The 21,446-nt window shown below is 67.6% G+C and carries 15 protein-coding genes; 3 read left to right on the forward strand and 12 right to left on the reverse strand.

From position 1 onward, the window contains the following. Positions 1-39: 39 nt before the first annotated feature. The 3 genes from ACSBPH_RS04215 to ACSBPH_RS04225 all read right to left on the reverse strand — a co-directional run bounded on the left by ACSBPH_RS04215 (position 40) and on the right by ACSBPH_RS04225 (position 5,041). Positions 40-2,625 (reverse strand): family 78 glycoside hydrolase catalytic domain, encoded by a 2,586-nt coding sequence (locus tag ACSBPH_RS04215; protein ID WP_442576353.1) that lies wholly within the window; start codon positions 2,623-2,625, stop codon positions 40-42. A gap of 424 nt (positions 2,626-3,049) precedes the next feature. Further along, entirely contained in the window at positions 3,050-3,619 is a 570-nt protein-coding gene (locus ACSBPH_RS04220) for a TetR/AcrR family transcriptional regulator (RefSeq protein WP_442576354.1), read from the reverse strand. A 111-nt stretch (positions 3,620-3,730) separates the two neighbouring features. Continuing rightward, complete coding sequence (locus tag ACSBPH_RS04225) at positions 3,731-5,041, reverse strand: MFS transporter (RefSeq protein ID WP_442576355.1); 1,311 nt, start codon at positions 5,039-5,041, stop codon at positions 3,731-3,733. Positions 5,042-5,210: 169 nt separating this feature from the next. Between ACSBPH_RS04225 and ACSBPH_RS04230 the strand changes: the two genes are divergently transcribed. Beyond that, positions 5,211-7,682: a beta-glucosidase gene (locus ACSBPH_RS04230; protein ID WP_442576356.1), complete on the forward strand. Its 2,472-nt coding sequence runs from the start codon at positions 5,211-5,213 to the stop codon at positions 7,680-7,682. Between the two features lie 542 nt (positions 7,683-8,224). Here ACSBPH_RS04230 and ACSBPH_RS04235 read toward each other — a convergent pair. Together ACSBPH_RS04235 and ACSBPH_RS04240 are read right to left on the reverse strand one after the other, a co-directional pair. Continuing rightward, positions 8,225-9,631 carry an aspartate aminotransferase family protein gene (locus tag ACSBPH_RS04235; RefSeq protein WP_442576357.1) on the reverse strand — a complete coding sequence of 469 codons (1,407 nt, stop codon included), beginning with the start codon at positions 9,629-9,631 and terminating at the stop codon, positions 8,225-8,227. 31 nt (positions 9,632-9,662) lie between these two features. Then, complete coding sequence (locus ACSBPH_RS04240) at positions 9,663-11,216, reverse strand: CoA-acylating methylmalonate-semialdehyde dehydrogenase (RefSeq protein WP_442576358.1); 1,554 nt, start codon at positions 11,214-11,216, stop codon at positions 9,663-9,665. Between the two features lie 176 nt (positions 11,217-11,392). Between ACSBPH_RS04240 and ACSBPH_RS04245 the strand changes: the two genes are divergently transcribed. Then, entirely contained in the window at positions 11,393-12,970 is a 1,578-nt protein-coding gene (locus ACSBPH_RS04245; RefSeq protein ID WP_442576359.1) for a PucR family transcriptional regulator, read from the forward strand. An 8-nt stretch (positions 12,971-12,978) separates the two neighbouring features. Here the strand turns inward: ACSBPH_RS04245 and ACSBPH_RS04250 are convergent, their stop codons facing one another. Next, positions 12,979-13,308, reverse strand: coding sequence for a cupin domain-containing protein (locus ACSBPH_RS04250; protein WP_442576360.1), 330 nt, complete (start codon positions 13,306-13,308; stop codon positions 12,979-12,981). A gap of 625 nt (positions 13,309-13,933) precedes the next feature. Between ACSBPH_RS04250 and ACSBPH_RS04255 the strand changes: the two genes are divergently transcribed. Continuing rightward, a complete protein-coding gene (locus ACSBPH_RS04255; RefSeq protein ID WP_442576361.1) occupies positions 13,934-14,845 on the forward strand; it encodes an ROK family protein in 912 nt (303 codons plus the stop codon). Positions 14,846-15,030: 185 nt separating this feature from the next. Here the strand turns inward: ACSBPH_RS04255 and ACSBPH_RS04260 are convergent, their stop codons facing one another. The 6 genes from ACSBPH_RS04260 to ACSBPH_RS04285 all read right to left on the reverse strand — a co-directional run bounded on the left by ACSBPH_RS04260 (position 15,031) and on the right by ACSBPH_RS04285 (position 21,320). Further along, positions 15,031-16,152 (reverse strand): glycerate kinase, encoded by a 1,122-nt coding sequence (locus ACSBPH_RS04260; protein ID WP_442577242.1) that lies wholly within the window; start codon positions 16,150-16,152, stop codon positions 15,031-15,033. Continuing rightward, complete coding sequence (locus ACSBPH_RS04265) at positions 16,152-17,204, reverse strand: LacI family DNA-binding transcriptional regulator (protein WP_442576362.1); 1,053 nt, start codon at positions 17,202-17,204, stop codon at positions 16,152-16,154. The genes ACSBPH_RS04260 and ACSBPH_RS04265 overlap by 1 nt, the downstream gene beginning before the upstream one ends. After that, on the reverse strand, positions 17,201-18,100 hold the full coding sequence (locus ACSBPH_RS04270) for a sugar phosphate isomerase/epimerase family protein (protein WP_442576363.1): 900 nt from the start codon (positions 18,098-18,100) through the stop codon (positions 17,201-17,203). The genes ACSBPH_RS04265 and ACSBPH_RS04270 overlap by 4 nt, the downstream gene beginning before the upstream one ends. A gap of 115 nt (positions 18,101-18,215) precedes the next feature. After that, positions 18,216-19,463, reverse strand: coding sequence for a dihydrodipicolinate synthase family protein (locus ACSBPH_RS04275; RefSeq protein ID WP_442576364.1), 1,248 nt, complete (start codon positions 19,461-19,463; stop codon positions 18,216-18,218). A 4-nt stretch (positions 19,464-19,467) separates the two neighbouring features. Next, entirely contained in the window at positions 19,468-20,670 is a 1,203-nt protein-coding gene (locus ACSBPH_RS04280) for a Gfo/Idh/MocA family protein (protein ID WP_442576365.1), read from the reverse strand. A gap of 215 nt (positions 20,671-20,885) precedes the next feature. After that, positions 20,886-21,320 carry an FIMAH domain-containing protein gene (locus tag ACSBPH_RS04285; RefSeq protein WP_442576366.1) on the reverse strand — a complete coding sequence of 145 codons (435 nt, stop codon included), beginning with the start codon at positions 21,318-21,320 and terminating at the stop codon, positions 20,886-20,888. Positions 21,321-21,446 lie beyond the last annotated feature (126 nt).

Here is a 21,446-nt window from a genome sequence, read left to right on the forward strand (position 1 = left end):
CGGCGCGACGGCAGAGCGGTTGCGTTTTGCTCCTCGTTCCTAGTTTCGCGTGTCCGCGAGGAAGGAGTGCCGACCATGGCCGACGAAGTGCGTGATGCCGTCAGGGAGCGCGACCTCGGCTTCTGTCCCGACGGGCACCCGGACGTCCACGTGCAGCCCGTGGTCGCTGTCAACCCACGCGATGGACGCTTCCCCGTATGGCGTGCGGTGGCGCGCGGATGCGCTGGTGAGAGTGCCCCCGGGGCGCGGGGCGAACCGGATTCGGCGAAATCCGGGCGCGGCGGGCGCGATCCCAGCGATCGTGGTATGCATCCAATCGAGAACCGATCCGAGCGCGTAGTGGTTGAAGGACGTCATCGATGCATCGTTGATGGCGCCGTCCGGGCGCAGACTGTCCCATCGTTCCCACAGAGTCGTTGCTCCGCTCTTAATCATGTACAGCCAGGAAGGGAACTGGTCGTTCTGAAGGAGCCGGTACGCGTCAGCCAGGTACCCTCCGAGGGTCAACGCATCCGCGATCACAGGAGTCCCTGCGAATCCGGTGCCCACGGTCCAGCCCGCGGCGCGAATCAGCCCTGCCAGACGCTTGGCGCCGGCCTGCGCGTGGGCCGCGTCGGGCCAGAGATGGAAGACGGTCGTCAAGGCGTATCCCGTCTGCGTGTCGCTCGTGAGCAGCCCGCCGGGAAGAACGAAGCGTCCCGCGTATGCGACCGCCACTCGTTCCCGAAGTCGGCGGTAGCGCGCAGCGTCGGTGAACTCTCCAAGGCTATGGGCCAGCTCGGCGAGACGCTCCGCCGAGCGCGCGAAATACGCCGTGGCGACGAGCTCTTTCTCGGTCAACGCAGCAGTAGGGTCGTCTGGTGGGGCTGCGGGGTCGAGCCAGTCACCTAGTTGCGCGAAGGCGGGACAGATGAGGTCCGCCCCCGCGAGCGTCTCGACAGCGCCGAGAAAGGACTTGGCACTCTCGTATTGACGGCGTACGAGCCCGAGATCTCCGGAGTACTTGTAGAGCGTGTGAGGAAGCAGCACTGCGACATCACTCCATACCGCTGTGGGGCCAACCTCGAAATAGTCAGAAAGTATCGGGATCTGCACGAACGGCACCCACAGCGGCACGTGGCCGACCGTCTCCTGCTCCACTGCCAGGTCCTGCAGCCAGCTCTGTAGGAACCCGACCACGTCGTAAACGAACGTCGCTGCAGGGGCGAACACCTGGACGTCACCTGTCCACCCGAGTCGTTCGTCCCGTTGCGGGCAATCGGTCGGAATATCGACGAAGTTGGAGCGGAGACCCCACACGGCGCTTTCATGGAGGCGATTCAATCGAGCATCGGATGATGAGAACCAGCCCCGGCGTTCCATGTCGGAGTGCATCACCTGGGAGACGACATCCGATGGCAGCATTGGGCCGTACCACCCCTGGACCTCAACGAATCGGTAACCATGAATAGTGAACCGGGGTGACCAATACCCGTCTTCGCCATTGCAGATGAAGGCATCCGTCGCGTGGGCGTCCCGCAACGGCTCGTACACGGGTTCGCCGTTAAGGAGGATCTCGGCGTGCCGAAACGTCCGAATGTCTCCGCGGTGGCCGTTAGTGCGGAGTCGTAGCCGCCCGGAGTGGTTCTGGCCGAAGTCAAGGATCCATCGGCCGTCACCCCGATCATCGATGCGGACGGGCTGGAGCTCTTCGATGACGCGGATGGGGGGCCCGTCGGGCGCTACGAGGCGAGCGGCGACGGGTGGGAGCACCTCGACGGCCGCCCAGCCCTCCTGGTCGAAGTCCGCACAGCTCCATTGCATGTCGTGGAGTCGCGCGTCGAACCGCTCTCCTTCGTAGAGCCCGGAGGAGATGATCGGACCGGGGCTGGCCCTCCACGAGCCATCGCTGGGAACGATCAATCGCTCTCCAGTGCTGTCCGTAATCTCCAGCTGGCAGAGCGCTCCGATGCGCGTGCCGTAATTGTCGACGTTCCGAGAGCCGAATCCGACCTGCCCCCGCCACCACCCATCGCCCAGCCATACACCGATCGCGTTGTCGCCGGCAATGAGTTGCGGCGTCACGTCAAACGTCGCGTATCGGAGCCGGTGGGAGTAGCTCGTCCAGCCTGGCGTCAGCTGCTCGTCGCCAACGCGCGTCCCGTTGATCTCGGCCTCGACGAGGCCGTGCCCTGTGAGATACAGACGGGCCGAAGCAATGTCGGCAGGGACGGTGAACACCTTACGCAACCGTCCAGGTCGCCGAAGTTCGGCTGAGTCCTCGGGCCAGCTAGGTGCGATCAGTTGCGACACCCAATCCGAGCGGTCCAAAAGGCCGACCTCGACTTCCGCCCACGCACTCCACGCACTCCAGACGGCACCGCCACGCACCTGCACACGCACTCGGGCGCGCTCCCGGGAACGTAGGGCGGCGTCGGGCCAGGGCACCAGCACCTGTTCTGAACCGGTCACTACAAACCGCTGGGCGCCTGTGGATTCGCGGACGACCTCAACCGCATACGCCTCTTGTTTCCACGCGGGCGGAGCCTCGGGGATGATCCACGAGAGGCGAGGGGACGCTTCCCCAGTGCCGATTCGCCCGTCTTCGTGGTTCTCGAACCGAACACTCTCAGGCCTGATATTCACGCGCTAGTCCTTCCTAGGTCCGCCGGACGAGTTGGAGCGGGCGCCGCGAGAGCGGCGCCGCTAAGCATCACGGCACGCGGCCAGTTCGGGACACTGGGGTTGGTGCAGCGATGAGCCCGCCCACCCGGGCGCGTTTCGGGGTCGCCGCCCCGCCCTCGATTGGCCGTGCTTCTAGCGGCTCCCGGTCTCGACTGAACCTCGGACATGGAGGCCTCCTTCGAGGCGGGTGTGCTGTTCGGGCAATGAATGGGCAGCGTCACTTGGTGCGTCTCGTCGCGGTCGCCCCTGATTGGCGTGCGTAGCTCCTGAGACACCATAATCCATGTGGATAACAACCCGAAGCGACGACTGACGGCATAGCGGGATCGGCACGGATGCCGGAAACCACTCGGGCTGCCGAAGCTGGCGCGACGGCGCTCTCGTGCTAGGACGGAGCGCCGGGGACGCCGGCCTGCTCGACAAGCCGATCGAGCAGAGCAAGGGCTCCAGTCACTCCCGCGGCCGAACCGATGTCCATCTGACGACGAACGAGGCCTTCGACCGCCGCGCCGAACAGGATGACCGCGTCGGAATCCGTGACGCCGGCATCCGCAAGTTGCGCGGCTACCGCCGAGTCGAACTGACGCCACATTTCAACGGCTATCGAATGTAGCGCGGGATCGCGGCCTGCCTCGTTCAGCACTTCGCGCTGAAACGCCACGATGCCATCCGGATCCGCTGCGACTTCGCGGACATGTTCTCCCAGTCGAGGCCTCCGCGCGCCGATCGTGTCCGGCATTGCGCCGACGAGGGAACGCGCGACGGAGTACTCCATCGCCGCTCGCACGAGGTTCGCGCGGGTTCCGAAATGGTGGACGATCATGCCGTGCGTCAGTCCGGCATCGGCGGCAATGGCGCGGAGAGTCGAGCCCCGGAGTCCTCGTGACCCGATGACACGGATCGCGGCTCTCACAAGCGCCTCTCGAGTGGAGCTCTCCGCAGCACTGTGCGACATATTCGCTCATCGTAGTCGCCGGCTTGCGCACTCGGTCGGGCTGGTCGGCACGGCAGCGGCAGCGGCAGGGCGGCGTACACCCTGCCACTGCCGGCGATCGACAAGGGGCCGCTATCGAACGCTCTTGATCCGCGCGACCGTGAGCGCTCCGAGCACGGCAATGACTGCGGCGCACAGCCACAACGCGAGGTAGTTCTCGCCTCCGGCTCCGATACCCAAGAGGAAGGGAGCCACCAGGGGTGCGAATACTCCCGGGAGCAGATTGGCCATGTTGAAGATCCCCATGCCATTGGCACCCCTGGTGTCCGCGTCGGGAAGCACGTCGGTGACGAGTGCGAGGTCCACCGCAAAGTAGACGCCAATTGCGATGCTGGCGACAATCGAGGCGATCCAGAGCCAGACCAGGTCGTACGCGAACGCGTGCATGACCATCGACACGACGAACAGTCCGCTACCGAGGTACACGCCCGACTTCCGACGTTGGGTGCGGTCCGAGTACCACCCGGAGAGATGGGCCGAGATGGCGATCACGATCACCGAGACGATTCCGATCAGCAGTTGCAGGCTGAGAGCATCTCCCAGGTCTGGGGCGAAGCGCGCCATGATGAAGTACAGCTGGTACACGGCATAGAGCTGGAACATGAAGGCCATGAAGAAGCGACCCACCCACGCCCACGCGAAGTCAGGGTGATGCTTCGGAGAGAACCAGAAAGACCTGAGCACCGTGAGCGGGTTGATACGGGAAACATCCTCCCTCTTGATCACGCGATCGGGCATGACCGCGCCGAAGATGAACACGAATACGAAGCCGACGACGCCCGGGATCAGAAACAGCAGGACGTCGGGCAGGTTCTGCGAGACGACGATCTGTGCCACATAGATTCCTGCCAGCGGCACGCACTGCTGCGCGATACCGATCCATGCACCCACCTTCCCCCGCTGCTCGACGGGAACCCAGTCCGGCATGAAGGCACTGAGGACCATCGTCACGACGCTCGCGCCGAACTGCACGGCCCACCACGCGATGGCGGCGATGATCAGGGTGGGGGCCAGTCCGAGACCGACCAGCGCGAGCAGTGTGAAGGCAGAGCCGATCAACAGCCAGGGACGGCGCCGCCCCCAACGGACGGTTGTGTTGTCGCTGAGGAAGCCCATCACTGGAGCGACGACAATCGCCACCGCGGATCCGACCCCCATGATCCATCCGAGCGCTTGTGCGGCTTGCACCTGATCCGTCGCCAGTTGACTGATTCGCACCGCGAGAGTGGAGGAGACAGGAGTGATCACCGCCAGATAGGCACCTCCCCACGCCAAGATGAACAACACGGCCATGAGGCCGCTGATGCGCTTCTTCGGGATCGCGATGGATTCGGGGGCGACGGTGGGCGGAAGGACTCCCCCGCCGGCATTGATATCAACCATGGACATGCCTCACTACATTGTCGAGCGATGGTTTCGGGATGATTGCGACTGTGGCGCGTTCGTGTAAAGAGTTATACATGGAACGGCGTGCCGAAGATAGACCTGATCATCTGAGGGTCAACGTCATGTAAAGCTTGATACACATCGCTTCACATACTCGAGGACGACCATGACCGCTAGTCAGCACGACGATTCCAACCCGGACCGCGCCCACCTGATCGCGCTTCGTCAGCGACTGACGCTCGACGCGAAGGTCCGCCTGCTGACGGGCGACACATTCTGGAGCACCGTCGCTCTGCCGGAGATTGGTCTGAGCGCCATCGTCCTTTCCGATGGGCCATCAGGGGTCCGGGGCGAGCGATGGGATGAGAGGGATCCTTCACTCAGCCTGCCGAATGGGGCTGCTCTCGCGGCGACGTGGGATCGGGAGCTAGCGCTGCGCTACGGGAGCATCTCGGCGGGCGAGGCCCGGCGCAAGGGGGTGCATGTCATCCTCGGTCCCACCATCAATCTGCATCGTTCGGTGCTGGGCGGGAGAGCGTTCGAGTGCTTCAGCGAAGACCCTGTGCTTTCGGGGCGGATGGCAGCGTCGTACGTCCGTGGCGTACAACGCCATGGAGTCGGCGCCACCCCAAAGCATTACGTCGCGAACGACTTTGAGACGGAACGCTTAACTGCATCGGTCACGGTCGACGAGCGAACGCTGCGAGAGCTGTACCTTCGTGCCTTCGAGGAGCCTGTCCGGGAAGCCGGAGCGTGGCTGGTGATGAGCGCGTATAACCAGGTGAACGGGGTTACCATGACCGAGAACACGCTTCTGAGCGAACCCCTCAACGGCGAGTGGAACTTCGATGGGGTGGTCGTGAGCGACTGGGGAGCAGTCCGGTCGCTGGAGTCTGCGCGCGGCTTCCAGGACCTCGTCATGCCTGGACCCGACGGCCCATGGGGCCGAACACTTATGGACGCGGTATCCAGCGGCGTAATTTCCGAGGCGGTCGTCGACCGGAAGGTGGACCGACTGCTGCGCCTGGCGGCGCGTGTCGGCGCGCTCGAAAGCGTGCCATTCAATCCGGAACCCACTCCGCCGCCGGACTCGGGTCGGGCGTTCGCCGAAGAGACGGCAACGAAAGCGATGGTGCTGCTGAAGAACGAGGGGCGGCCTGGTGGTCCGGTACTGCCGCTCGCCGCTCGGATCGGGAGGATCGGTCTCTACGGTCAGAACGCCCGTTTCGCACGGACACAGGGAGGAGGCAGCGCCACCGTCGTACCTGAATACGTTTCATCGCCGCTGGACGCGCTTCGTGAAGCCGTGGGCGCGGACCGGGTCGACTATCACATCGGACTAGGAAATCCCGACTCACTGGTGGACTTTCCCACGGAGCTCACCCGGACGCCAGACGGCGGCGAGCGCGGTGCGCTGATCGAGTTGCGACGAGGTGGCACCACAATCCATTCTGAAGTCCGTACGGCTGGAATGCTCGTCGACCTCACCCCCGGCGCTCCTCTCGAGTCCTCGGATGAACTCGTCGTCACGGTTGCTGTGCGGCCGGCCGCTCTCAGCTGGATGCGGATCGGGTTCGCGGCTCTCGGACGCACGGTGATGCGCGTAAACGGGCATGTCTTGCTCGACGAGACCCTCATGGCACCACACGAGGAAGTCGGCGCTACGTTCCTGACGCCGCCGATTGCGTCCGCGGCCGTTCCGACGAGTGCAGATTGGATCACGGTCGAGTATGTGCACGACCTCCGCAGCCGCCCTGCAGACGCATACTTTGCGTTCTGCTATGGCTTCCATGCGGTTGCCGAAAATCCTGATGCTCTCCTTCGGGAAGCGGTTGAGAGCGCCCGCAAGGTGGATGTGGCGATTGTCGTTGTGGGCACCAGCGCGCGCATCGAATCGGAAGGTTTCGACCGGTCGACCTTGAGCCTCGACGACGGCCAGAACAGGTTGGTGCGCGAGATCTCCGCAACCGGCACGCCAACCGTGGTCCTAGTCAATGCCGGCGCACCCGTGATCCTGCCTTGGAAGGATGAGGTTGACGCGATCCTGATGACGTGGTTTGGCGGCGAGGCGTACGGGGAAGCTGTCGTCAAGGTACTACTCGGCCGCGCCCAGCCTGGTGGTCGCCTGCCGATGACATGGCCGGACCGGCAGGCCGACGCACTCATTCCCTCTGTCACCCCGCAGGGAGGGATTCTGGCGTACGACGAAGGCCTTCATATCGGGTACCGCGCATGGTTGAGGGCGGGGCGACGACCGGCGTACCCATTCGGGCATGGTTTGTCCTACACGACGTTCGACGTGGAGGCCACTGGGGGCCCCCGCCAGCGGGACAAATATGTGCTCATGCCCGTGCGGGTCGGCAACACTGGGGACAGGGACGGCAGCCACGTCATTCAGGTCTATCTCCGTCGAACAGACTCCGCAGTCGAACGGCCGGTGCAGTGGCTGGCCGCGTTCGAGTCCGTGCAGGTCCCCGCAGGCGAATACGTGGAGCTCGAGGTCCCCATCCCCCGTCGCGCCTTCGCGTACTGGGACCCCGCATCCAAGCATTGGCGAATCGAACCGGGAGAGTACGAAATTCTTGTCGGGCGGTCAGCAAGCGACATCGACGCACGAGCGTCGGTTCTCCTCCGCTAGGTGATGCCGATGGCGTCCCTAGGACCGGTGGAGGGGTGTCGGCCCTGCGTCGGCGAGAGTATGGTGCAAGCGCTCGCTTCGCCGTTGTGGTCCGAGGCCGGTACGCCGCAGCGTTTGGGACTCTTGCGGGCTCGGCGCAGCCTGGCCAGGCGTGAGAACGGTACGCCTACCCCTTGGTCCGCGAGGACGCGCTCAACCGTAACGCCGCCGGGCGCCAACCGGGTGACCGCGTGGGAGAGCACGCCGATCGGGATCCCGGCCCTCTCGTCGCTGGAGATCTCGACTTTGGCGGCCCCCGATTGCCGTCGGTAACGTACGCACGGACGCAGGCCCGATGCGCGGGTTTCCCTAGACGGGCGGCCTTCCGTGACTGTGAAGCCAGCCCCAGAAAGCGCCACTATAGAGCGGTAATGCGTTGCCTCGCCCTCCAAGGTAGCGCCAGCCCGCGCCGCGGTCGCTGCATCGGAACGTCTCGGGATCTTACCGGTCGCCCGTTGTGCACTCCGATCTCGACATGCCTGCCTCTGTGGTGCCGATGTTGCTCAGTGTGTGTAATCGTCGGCAACCGAAAGAGCGCGATCAATGACGTCCAGTCCTCGCAGAAGGTCGGACTCCGAGATGACGAGCGGCGGCGCTATGTGCACGCGGTTGAAGTGAATGAACGGCCAAACTCCATCACGCTTGCACGCCGCGGCAACCGCAGCCAGAGGCGCGGCATCCGCTCCGCTGGCGTTGAAGGGGACGAGCTCCTCGCGGGTTTCGCGGTCCTTGACGAGTTCGATCGCCCAGAACAGGCCTCTACCGCGAACGTCGCCGACGGAGGGATGCCGCGATGCGAGGTCTCGCAGCCGCGGCTCGACGATAGCAGCGCCGACGTCGCGTACCCGGGCGAGGATGCCGTCGCGCTCGAAGACCTCGAACGTCGCGACGCCGGCGGCGCAGGCGAGCGGGTGGCCTGAGTAGGTGAGGCCACCGGGAAATGACACGGTGTCGAAGTGCGCGGCGATGCGGTCTGTGATCACGATGCCGCCGAGCGGCACGTAGCCCGAGTTCACTCCCTTGGCGAAAGTGATGAGGTCCGGCTGCACGTCGAAGGCCTGGAATGCGAACCACTCGCCGACGCGGCCGAAGCCGACCATCACCTCATCGGCGATGTAGACGATGCCGTACCGGTCGCACAGCTCGCGGACGCCGGCCAGGTAGCCGGGCGGCGGAATCAGCACCCCGTTCGTGCCGACGATCGTCTCAACGATGATGGCCGCGATCGTCGAGGCACCCTCCAGCACGATGGTCTGCTCGAGGTGCTCGAGTGCGCGCTGGGCCTCCTCCTCGGGGCTCGACGAGTGGAACGCTGAGCGGTAGGGGTAAGGACCGAAGAACTTCGCCGTCGAGCCGTCCGCTGGCTCGTTGGGCCACCGGCGCGGGTCGCCGGTGACCGATATAGCCGTGCTGGTGTTGCCGTGATAACTGCGGTACATCGAGAGCACCTTTCGGCGCCCGGTCACGAGGCGAGCCATGCGGACGGCGTTCTCGTTCGCGTCAGCGCCGCCGTTTGTGAAGAACACCTTCTCAAATCCGCCTCCCGCGACGCTCGCGATGCGTCGCGCGAGTTCGCCGCGCACATCGTTCGCCATGGAGGGCTGGATGGTGGCCAGGCGACCGGCCTGTTCCTGGACTGCTCGGACGAGATCGGGATGCTGATGGCCGAGGTTAAGGTTGACCAGCTGGGAGCCGAAGTCGAGGTACGCGTTGCCGCTGTAATCCCAGAACGTCGCACCGTCGCCGGCGGCAATGGGGAGCGGATCGATGAGCGCCTGCGCGCTCCAGGAATGGAAAACGTGACCGCGGTCGTCGGCGCGCACCCGGGCGTCGGCGTCGGGGTCGGGCAGCGAGCGGCGGTTGCGCACCTGACCCGGGTCGACGTAGGTGTCTGCAAGCGTGTCGGTCATGGGTTGTCCCTGGGTTCGGCCGGCGGGCGGGTCAGTTGTTCTGGGGGAAGCCGAGGTTGATGCCGCCGTGCGTGGCGGGGTCGAGCCAGCGGCTCGTGATGGCCTTCTCGCGGGTGAAGAAGTCGAACCCGTGCACGCCGTACGCCTTGGCGTCGCCGAACAGCGAGGCCTTCCAGCCGCCGAACGAGTGGTAGGCGACCGGAACGGGGATCGGCACGTTGATGCCGATCATGCCGACCTGCACCTCGTTCTGGAAGCGGCGGGCCGCTCCCCCGTCGTTCGTGAAGATCGCCGTGCCGTTGCCGAACTGGCCGGAGTTGATGAGGTCCAGGCCCTCCTGGAACGTCTCGACGCGGACGACCGAGAGCACGGGTCCGAAGATCTCCTCCTGGTACGCGCGGCTCGTCGTGGGGATGTCGTCGATGAGCGTCGGGCCGAAGAAGAAGCCGTCCTCGTGGCCCGCGACCTGGAAGCCGCGGCCGTCGACGACGATCTTCGCGCCGTCCTGCTCGGCGATGTCGACGTAGGACGAGACCTTGTCGCGGTGCACGTCGGTGATGAGCGGCCCCATGTCGGGCTCGCCGGACTCGTCCCCTGCGCCGTTGCCGATGCGGAGCTTCGCGATGCGGTCGCTGATCTTGCCGATGAGCTCGTCGGCGACGGGCTCGACGGCGAGCACGACCGAGATGGCCATGCAGCGCTCGCCGGCGGCGCCGTAGCCCGCGTTCACGGCCTGGTCGGCGACGAGGTCGAGGTCGGCGTCGGGAAGGACGAGCATGTGGTTCTTCGCGCCGCCGAGCGCCTGCACGCGCTTGCCGTGCTGGGATGCGGTCTCGTAGATGTACTGCGCGATCGGGGTGGAGCCGACGAAGGAGATCGACTGCACGACGGGGCTCGTGAGGAGTCCGTCGACGGCGAGCTTGTCGCCTTGCAGCACGGTGAACACGCCGTCCGGCAGGCCGGCTTCCTTCCACAGCTGCGCGAGCCAGAGCGCGGCCGACGGGTCCTTCTCGCTCGGCTTCAGCACGACGCTGTTGCCGGCCGCGATCGCGATCGGGAAGAACCACATCGGCACCATGGCGGGGAAGTTGAACGGCGAGATGATGCCGACGACGCCGAGGGGCTGCTTGAGCGAGTAGACGTCGACGCCGGTCGAGGCGTTCTCCGTGAACGCCCCCTTGATCAGGTGCGGGAAGCCCGTCGCGAGTTCGACGACCTCCTGACCGCGGAGGATCTCCCCCATCGCGTCGGAGAGCACCTTGCCGTGCTCGGCCGTGATGATCTCAGCGAGCTCCCTTTTCCGCTCGTTGAGTAGTTCGCGGAAGTTGAAGAGCACGGTCTGGCGCTTGGCGGTGGAGTATGTCTTCCAGACCCGGTAGCCGCGCCCGGCCGAAGCGATCGCCGCATCGACTTCAGGCTGGTCCGCCAGCGCGACGTGGGCCGATACGGCGCCCGTCGCCGGGTTGTACACCGGCGCGCTCCGACCGGACGTCGAGGGGCGCTCCGCGCCGTCGATCCAATGTGGGACGACCCGCACATCGGCGTCGACGCCGGTCCTCGCAGCAGAAGTATCGGTAATGCTCATGAGTTGACCCTCTCGGCTTCGGACAGATCGTTCGGCCAACCCGTAGGCTGGGCGCGTTCAAGGCTTACAGAGAAGAAGGGCCCGCCATAGTGTCGGACCGTCGCGAAGCCCGGATGATCCGGACGGATCGTCCGGCAGATCGACCCGCAGATGAGACACTCCCGACCGTCCGCGAGGTGATTGCGCTCGACGCCTTCGCCCACGGCGTCCCCGAGGTGCTGGTGGGAGACGACGCTCTCGATGCGCGCGTGCGCTGGCTGCACGCGTCCGACAGTGCCGGCGTCGCGAGGCTCCTCGATGGCGATGAACTGCTGCTCTCCACCGGCTCGGCCTGGCCGGTCGCCCCGGCCGACCTTCGCCGGTTCATCGTCGGTCTCGCGGACGCCGGGCTATCGGGCCTCGTGCTCGAACTCGGCACCCATTACCGTTTCGTGCCCGCGGTGGTGGTCGAGGCCGCGCGTGAGCGGCGGCTGGCTCTGATTGTGCTGCACCGAGAGGTCAAGTTCGTGACGCTCACCGAGGCGGTGCACAGCCGCATCATCACGGGTCAGACCGACGCGCTGCGCGCGCGGGACGAGGTGCGCGAGCGCTTCACGGCCTTGGTGCTGCGGGGGTCGCCCGCCGACTTCATCGTCCACCAGCTCGCTCAGACCCTCGGCGCTCCCGTCGTGCTCGAGAACCTCGGCTACGAGGTCGTGGCCGCCGAGGTGCCGCTCGCCATGGAGGAGGAGCTCTTCACAGATTGGGAGTTTCGGTCACGCTCCGCTCATCGGCGGTCTGGGCAGCGCCGGGAGCGCGGTGTGGCTTCGGGCCCCGAGGACTGGGTCATCGTCCCCGTGGAGGCCCGCGGCATCCGTTGGGGGAATCTCATCGCGCTGCCCGGGCCCGAGCACGCGGCCGGACGCCTGGCCGTGCTTGAACAGGGCGCGATCGCTCTCGCGGTCGGACGCCTAGCGGACGGCGAGGCGGACGAGTGGGCCTGCATCGGCCGCCGCCGGCTCGTCGACGGGCTGCTGGCCGGCCGCTTCGCCGGCGTAGGCGGCGCCGCCGCGCGCTTGGAAGCGGCCGGACTGCCCCTGCGCGGCGCCAAGCTCTACGGCCTCGTGGTCTCTGGCGCGCCCGTGGCGGTGGAGCGAGCGGATGCCGCGGCACGCGCCCTGCGCTGCCGCGCGCTCGCGAGCTCAGCGCCGACGGGCATCGCGGCACCCGCCGCCACGATCCTGGTGTCAGTTCCCTCGGACGCGGTTTTCGACGACGCCGCGGTGGTGTCCTTCGTGCGCGGCATTGTCCGCGCCGCCGATGTAGATCGGGTGACCGTTGGGGTCGGCTGTGCGGCGGAGGGCCTCGACGCCGCCCTCGCGTCGGTCCACGACGCCGTTGATCTCGTCCGTGGTCATGCCCGCCCGCGATCCGGCCGCGGCCCCTACCTGCGCCGGGCGGAGAACCGTCCGCTCGTGCAGCTGGTCACTGCGCTCCGCGACGACTACCGCGTGCTCGAGCACGGCGAGCGCATGCTCGGCCCGCTCATCACCCACGACCTCTCCCGCTCCGGCGACCTGCTCGACGTGCTCGATGCGATGCTCGCGCACCCAGGCAACCGCACCGCCGCGGCGGCGGCATCCCATCTATCTCGCTCGGTGTTTTACCAGCGCATCGCCCTCATCGAGGAATTGCTGGGTGCCGACCTCGACGACGGCGAGACCCAGACCGCTCTGCACTTTGCCCTGCTGGTGAGGAGGTCGGCCGGACGCTGACGGCGCGTTCAGCCGGCGATGTAGATCTTTCGCAGTGTTTCGGTTACGGTCCAGACGGTGCGCATCCCCGCCGCCAGGCGAGCCATCGACCCTGCGCGAAGCTCGATCGGATTGAGTGCCGGATCGTCGAAGGACACCGTCGCGCATCCTGAGAGCACGACGAAAACTTCGTCCGTCTCGACGTCGGTGGACGTACCGGGCGTATGTTCCCACACTCCGATGGCGTCGGTTAGCTTGACGTGGCCAGCCGCGGGGGCGCCATCCAAGACCTGGTCGGCGGGCAGCGACTGGAGGTCGAGGGCCACGGACGCGGCATCCGTCACGATCCCCAGGTTCATGAGTCGAACCCGACTCTCCGGACCTCTAGCGTCTTCAGCAGAAAGTTCTTCGAATATGGTCGTGCCCACGGTTATCAACTCCGATGCGGTTTTTGTGGTCGTCCCATCCTCATTCCGCCGCTGGGTCGGCGCTGGGTTGGCGTGTCGGAACTTGTCGAGCGCGCCGGACAGGTTGTCTCGTGGAAGACCGTTAGCCTGCCATCGCGGTCGCGGCACCAGCGGTCCGAGCAGCGCAGCGACCACGGTGCCTTGGGCGGGGCAGGCGACCTAGGGCCACCCCACCGCGCGCACGCCGCGCGGCTCGGGGGCAGAATAATGCCGAGGGGCGAGCGACGGCCCGGCAGGGAACGACCAGTTATTCGAGCGAGTATTGGAAAGCGTTCGCGACGTCCGCAGGTCCCCGAGGAGCCGGGGGGCCCACCTGTAGATGTTGGATCGTCGCACCCACCTCTGGAGTTGCTCAACTCTCGGAGGGTTTCGCGCAGCGACTCAAGAGGGCCAACCTACAGCGACCGTCCCCCAGCTGGTGCATCAGATTGCGAGGGTGTTTTGCATCTGCATAAGTTGATCGGGTGGGGGCAAACGATATCCACTAGTCTATACGCGAGGTGTATAGCGGGAGGAAATGTTGAACGATGTCGTTCTGGCGGTGGATCTGGGCGGGACCAAGGTCGAAGCAGCGTTAGTGGACCGCGATGGTAAAGTCAGGTCCTTCACGCGGCGGCGGGTTCCGACCGGAGCTGCGGCCTCGTCCGCCGAGTTGCGCGCCGCCGTACAGTCCGTCGTGCAGGGTGCGCTCGAGTCACAGCCGCCTGGTTGCGTCATGCGCGGCGTCGGGATCGGTAGCGCCGGCCCGTTGGACTCCGCCGCAGAGACGATCTCACCCCTGAACCTCGGGGTGACGAATTTCCCCATCATCGCGGTGATACGTGAGATCGTCGGAGAGAATGTCCCGATCCGCCTGGCTCTGGACGGATTATGCATCGCGCTGGCAGAATCTCGCTTCGGTGCCGCGGTCGACGTTCCGACGAGCGTGTCGATGGTGGTGTCCACGGGCGTCGGCGGGGGCATCATCGTGAATGGCTCGCCCCTCATCGGTGACCACGGCAACGCCGGTCATATCGGTCAGCTCCGCATCTCCCTCGAGGGATCTCCGACCGACGCGACGATGGGCACTCTCGAATCGGTTGCCTCCGGGCCTGCCTCGGTGGCGTGGGCTCGGGCGCGCGGATGGCAGGGCGCGACCGGCGAGGAACTCGCGGACTCAGCCCGCGCGGGAGACCGATGTGCCCGAGAGGCGATCGAACGATCGGCTATGGCCGTCGGTGTGACCTTGGCTGGTGTCTGTGCCCTCTTGGACGTCGGTCTCGTCGTCATCGGCGGCGGGTTCTCGCTGGTCTCGGACGACTATGTCGACCTTGTCCAGGCCTTCGCCCGGCGCGCTGCGGTTCTGCCCGCTGCGTCCACGGTCAGGATCGTTCGAGCGGCGCTCGGCTCTGATGCACCGCTCGTCGGGGCGGCGCAGCTCGTGATGTGACACGCACTGAACTGGTGCGGGTCCGGCGCTGCGCGCCGAGGGCAATGAATCAAGACGCGGAACGCGCGGAGAGGGAATCGATGCACCGCGCGAGGGGACGGGATCCATCCCCCGCAGACACACACGAACTGGTCTCGAGAGTGGTGGCCATCGCGCCCCCTTGGAAGTTGCATGTCGGCGATTGCTCAGAACGACTGTGCCAGCGACGCTCCTGCAGCGCGCAGCCAATGCGCAGGCTCCGCCAAGGCGCTCCCGGAGGAGCCAGCCAGCTCCGTCAGCGACACCCGCGCGGCGAACGCGGAGGTGTCGGCATCCGGTGCGATCCTGCCCGCAGCGAGGGCCACCTTGACGCCCGCGGCGGCGGCCAGCGCCGCTATGTGGGCGGGTGCCTTGCCCGCTGCCGACTGCCCGTCGAAGGACCCCTCCCCCGTGATGACGACGGATGCCGCGGCGATCGCCTCTCGGTGTCCCCCAAGACGCGCCACCTCGACCGCGCCCGGCACGAGCCGCGCCCCCCACGCCAGCAGCGCGAACCCCGTCCCTCCGGCGGCGCCTGCGCCGGACGCGTCCGGGTCGGCGGGGAGGATGGCGGCCAGCCGTGCGAGTCCGTTCTCGGCAACCGGTATCTCATCGGGCAGAAGCCCCTTCTGCGGGCCGAACACCGCAGACGCGCCGTTCGGTCCGAGGAGAGGGCTGGTGACGTCGGTAAGCACCACCACCCCGCCGGGCGGCAGAGGACGAAGCCCGTCGAGCTGTACGTGCGCTAGGCGTTGGAGCCCGCGGGCGCCGGCCGGGATGACCTGAAACGACGAGTCGGTGAAGACGGCTCCGAGGGCCATCAACATCCCGGCACCACCGTCAGTCGACGCGCTCGAGCCGATACCGAGCAACAGTCGGGACACGCCGTACTCCAACGCAGCGTCGATCGCCTGGCCGAAGCCCCGCGTGTCCGCATCCCAGGGCAGGCGCCGCTCGCCGAGCAGCTCGATCCCCGAGGTCGAGGCCAGTTCGACCACCCCCGTGCCCGCCGGCGCGTCGGGCGTCGCGGGAAGCAGCAGCCACGCGGCATCCCGGGCCTCACCATCCGGCCCAGTAACTGTCAGCGGCATTCGGACCGCCCCCGGCACGGCGGTGGCGAAGGCGTCCAGCGTGCCCTCTCCGCCATCCGCGACGGGGAACAGGCGCACCGTATCCTCGGGTCGAACCGACGCCCAGCCTTCAGCGAGCGCGGATGCCGCCGCCGCCGCGGAAATCGACCCTTTGAAGCCGTCGGGCGCGAAAACCACGCTGCCGTCGGCGGGCACCATCACGCGGAGCGCCCGGGTGTGCTGTCGCGGAGAGCGACCTCGAGCCGCAGTGCGGCGGGGTTGAGCTGCCACGTCTCATCCACTGCGGCGCGCAGTGCTGAATAGCCCACCGCGTCGAGGGGAACGCGCACGGTCGTGAGCGCGGGTGTCACGTCACTCGCCCCGGGGATGTCGTCGAACCCGGCAAGGGCGACATCCGTTCCGACGCTCCGTCCCGCCTCGCGGAGCGCCGTGAGGGCTCCGATCGCGACGACGTCACTGACCGCGAACACGACTGTCCCCGACGGGATGCCCTCGTGAAGTGCCTCCCCCATGACGCGCTCCCCCGCTTCGCGTGTGAACGCGCCGCGATAGATGCGCTCCACCGAGCCACCTCCAGAGGTGAAGCCATCGGCGAAGCCGGCGATTCGGTCGTCCGACGTGCGTACGCCTTCCTGTGCGGCGAGCACGACGGCGGTGCGGAAACCTCGTGCGATGAGCGCGGCGGCCAGTGCGCGTGCCCCACCCCTGTTGTCGATCAGCACCGTGCGCATGTCCCCCTGACCCGGGCCGAGTCCGACTACCCGCCCGCCCGTCGCGGCGATGGCCGCGAGCTCATGCTGGAGCTCGGCGGCGGAGGACTCGGTGCTTCGCGACGCGGCGAGGATAAGCCCACGGGGGCGCTGGCCGCGCAGCGCTCTCACGAGCCGGATCTCGCGCGCCGGGTCACGCTCGGTGACCGAGATCGTCACAACGAGGCCCGCCTCATCTGCGCCGCGCACGACCCCCGACGCCAGCAGAGAGAAGTAGGGGTCCGCGATATCGGCGACGAGCAGTGCGATGACGGCCGAGGTTCCCTTGGCGGTCGCCTGGGCCGACAGGTTCGCGGTGTAACCCAGTTCCTCGGCGGACGCGAGGACACGGTCGCGATACGACACCCCGACCTTGCGGGCGGAACCGTTGAGCACGCGCGACGCGGTCGCGAGGGACACTCCCGCGGCATTCGCGACGTCGTGGAGCGTCGGCGCAGACGTCCGCGTCCGCACGACCTCATCAGCGGACATCGCGGTCATCGGGCCGCGTTCGGAGCCGCGTTCGGAGCCGCCTCCAGCGACGGCGACACGGCCGCGGCGAAGCCCGCCGCAGTTCGCCGGACCACTTCGCCCGGCTCGGCCTCCCAGATGTCGGCGTTGAAGATCTCGACCTCGACGTCGCCCGTGTATCCCGCGTCGACGACCGCCCGCGTGAGCGAGGCGAAGTCGATGACCCCGTCGCCCGGGTAGTGGCGGGAAAGCAGCACATCGGCGGCGAGCGGCGTCTTCCAGTCGCAGACCTGATAGGTCGCGATCCGGCCTTCGCGACCCGCGCGGGCGATCTGGTCGAGCACCTGCGGGTCCCACCACACGTGGAACGTGTCGACGGTCACGCCGACGACGGCCGGGTCGAAGTCCGCCGCGAGGTCGAGCGCTTGTCCCAGGGTCGAGACGACGGCGCGATCCGAGGCGTACATGGGATGCAGCGGCTCGATCGCGAGCGTCACGCCGGCGGCCGCGGCATCCGGAGCCAGTTCGGCGAGCGCATCGTGCACGCGCGAGCGCGCGCCGACGAGGTCGCGCGACCCTTCGGGCAGTCCGCCCGCGACCAGCACGAGCACGGCCGTCGATCCGGGAGCACCGGCCGCGGCGAGAGTCGCGGTCTCTTCGATGGCGCGGCGGTTCTCGTCGATCGCCGCGCGGCGCGCGGGCCCCTCGGGGATCGTGAAGAACCCGCCCCGGCAGTGCGTCGTGAAGCGCAGGCCGGAGTCCGCGAGCATCGACGCGGCCGTCGCGAGGCCCACCTCGTTGACGGGCTCGCGCCACAGCCCGATCGCCTGCACGCCGTTCTCGGCGGTGACGCGCAGCGCGTCGGCGAGGCTCGCGTACTTGAGCGTCGCCTGGTTGATCGACAGACGCGGGTCCGGTCCGGTCATCTCGCTGCCTTCTGGGTGGTGTTCCGAGCGTGGTCGCCGACGCGCCAGCAGACGACCACGCTCGGAAGATGAAGGGGCTCGGACGCCTGACGGTGAGCCCATCCGGCCGGCTCGGTCATGCGTCGAGTCCGTTCAGGCGGAGGAGTCCGTGCCAGCGCTCGGCGGCGAGGTCGGGGCGCTCGAGGGCGCCCGAGGCGTTCGCGAGCTCGACGATGCGGCTCAGGTGCGGGAGGCTGCGCGCGGAGTGCAGGCCGCCGACCATCTGGAACGCCGACTGGTGGCCGTTCAGCCACGACAGGAACGCGACGCCGGTCTTGTAGTAGAACGTGGGCGCGGCGAACACCTGACGGCTGACCTCCTCGGTCGGGCCGAGGATGGAGAGGTACGTGGCCGGGTCGTCGGCGTCGAGCGCCTGGATCGCCGCGGAGGCGACCGGCGTGATCGCCGCGAACGCGCCGAGGAGCGCGTCCGAGTGCCGACGGGTGGATGCCGCGTTGCGTGCCGGCTGGTCCGCCGCGGGCACGTCGGCACCGCCGATGAGGCCGACGTAGTTGAAGTCGTCGCCCGTGAACATGCGCACCGCCTCGGGGAGGCGTTCGCGCACCGAGACCTCGGCCGCGGCATCCAGGAGGCTCATCTTGACGCCTGCGACCTTGCCCGGGTTCTCCGCGATGATGCGGAGGAGTACCTCCGCCGCCTCGGTCTGGTCGTCGGAGCCGAAGTACCCCGCCAGGGCCGGGTCGAACGCCGTCCCCAGCCAGTGCAGCACGACGGGCGTCGTCGCCGACTGCAGCACCGCGCCGTACACGCGGAGGTAGTCGGTGCGCGAAGTCGCCGCGCGTGCGAGATGCCGGGATGCCATGAGCACGGGTCCGGCGCCCTGCTCCTCGGTGAAGTGCAGCTGCTCCTTGTAGGCGTCGATGATCTCCGCGATCGAGATCGCCTCGGCTTCGACGTGGTCGGTGTTGACGCCGACGACGACGGCACCGCCCTCCTCGCGGGCGACCTGGGCGGACCGGGCGATGAGCTCGCGAGTGGCCGCGGCATCCAATCCCATGTTCCGCTGGGCGGTGTCCATGGCGTCGGCGACTCCGAGGCCCCACGAGTAGACGTGGCGGCGGAAGTCGAGTGTCGCGTCCCAGTCGATCTGCGCCGGCTGCCCCGGCGTGTTGTCGCCCCACGTGACGGGCACGACGTGCGCGGCCGCGTAGGCGACCCGCGAGCGCAGCGGCGCGGACGGCTTGACGAACGCGGGCGCCTCCCGGAGGGAGACGACGGATGCCGCGCCGTCGGCTGCGAGGAGCGTCAGGCGATCGCCGCCCCGGGTGGAGACGGACGACGAAGCGGAGTCGAGGAGCACCATGGCGTCAGTCCAGCGAGAGCGTCGGGAGCTCGATCTTGCGGCCCTCGCGGCTCGACTGCAGGCCGGCCTCGGCCAGCAGCACGCCGCGCGCACCGGAGAGCAGGTCGAACTCGTACTCGGTGCCGGTGACGTACGAGGCGAGGAACTCCTCCCACTGCTGGCGGAAGCCGTTCTGGAAGACGTCGTTCGTCGGCACCTCGGCCCAGTCGGCGTCGTAGTCGTGGTCGTCTGCGAGGTCGGGGTTCCACACCGGCTTCGGCGTCGCGTTGCGGTGCTGGATCTTCGCGCCGAACAGGCCCACGACGGCGGAGCCGTGCGTGCCGTCGACGTGGAACTCGACGAGCTCGTCGCGGTTGACGCGGACGGTCCACGACGAGTTGATCTGCGCGATGACGTCGCCGTCGAGCTCGAAGATGCCGTACGCGGCGTCCTCGGCTGTCGCGGTGTAGTGCTCGCCCTTCTCGTCCCAGCGGTCGGCGATGTGCACGGAGGCCTGCGCGTAGACGGTCTTGACGCCGCCGAAGAGGTTCTCGAGCACGTAGTTCCAGTGCGGGAACATGTCGACGATGATGCCGCCGCCGTCCTCGGCCCGGTAGTTCCACGAGGGGCGCTGCGCGGGCTGCCAGTCGCCCTCGAAGACCCAGTAGCCGAACTCGCCGCGGACGGAGAGGATGCGGCCGAAGAAGCCGGAGTCGATGAGGCGCTTGAGCTTCTGCAGGCCCGGCAGGTAGAGCTTGTCGTGCACGACGCCGGTCTTGACGCCGGCCGACGCGGCGAGCCGCGCGAGCTCGAGCGCCTCGTCGACGGTCTCGGCCGTCGGCTTCTCGGTGTAGATCGCCTTGCCGGCGGCGATGGCCTTGCGCAGGGCCGAGGCGCGGGCCTTGGTGACGAGGAAGTCGGCGTAGATCTCCCAGCGGGGATCGGCGAGGGCCGCGTCGAGGTCGGTCGTGTAGTCCTCGATGTCGTGCTTCGCGGCGAGCTCCGCAAGCTTCAGCTCGCTGCGGCCGACGAGGATCGGGCGCACCGTGACGCGCGTGCCGTCGGGGAGCTCGATGCCGCCCTGGTCGCGGATCGCGAGGATCGAGCGGACGAGGTGCTGCCGGTAGCCCATGCGGCCCGACACGCCGTTCATGATGATGCCGATCTCACGGATCTGAGGGCGCGGGGCCGCCTCGGCCGGCGCCGGGGCGAGAGTCGTCTCTGACACTGGATTTGTCTCCTTCAGGAGGGAATTGCTTGGCAATCGCTATCCATACGAGTATGCACCTGGAATACGCTTTCCGCAACTCTCGGTGCGAACCGGAGGAAGCCGATCGGACGCCGAACCGCCGCTCAGTTTCAGCGTCGGTGCACCGACCCGTGGCAGTCAGGAACGGCAGGGGCCGCGGCGGCTGATCCCCCGCGGCCTCTGCGCATCGCCTCCTATCGACCGGCGGGGATGCCTCCCGCTTCGCGCAAGGCGGCCTGCAGACCCTCGGCCAGGGCGGTCAGGTCGGCTTTCGCCTCCTCGGATGCGCGCTTGGCGTTCGCATTCCCGATGTGGTTCAGGAACGCACGCAGAGCGCTGTCGGCCGGCTGAGCCTTCCCGGCGCCGGACTGCTCAACCGCCTTCTCCACGGAGGCGAGAAGGTTCGCGGCCAGCTCGGCCGACAGCTTCCCCTCGTCTGCCCACTTCTTCACCGCTGCGGCGAGATCCGCATAACCTCCATCGACGGCGAGGAAGGTGAACTCCCCAGCGCCGACCGTGTAGACGGCGAAGTCGCCGTCGGTCCGATCGAAGGTCGCACGCGGAGGCGTCAGCACGGCCTGGTCGCCACCGGTCGGCACCCACACCTCAGCGGTGGTGTTCGCCGGCACGGTGACCTTCAGCGTGAACCGTTCGTCGCTCTTGTCCCAGCGCGTCGAGGCGACACCGCGCGGAGTCTCGAACGCGGCAAGCTCTGGTCGATCCTGCGGCGATCGGCCTGAGCGATCCCGCGGCGC

Source organism: Microbacterium sp. F51-2R (genome assembly GCF_052180235.1).
Taxonomy (GTDB): Bacteria; Actinomycetota; Actinomycetes; order Actinomycetales; family Microbacteriaceae; genus Microbacterium.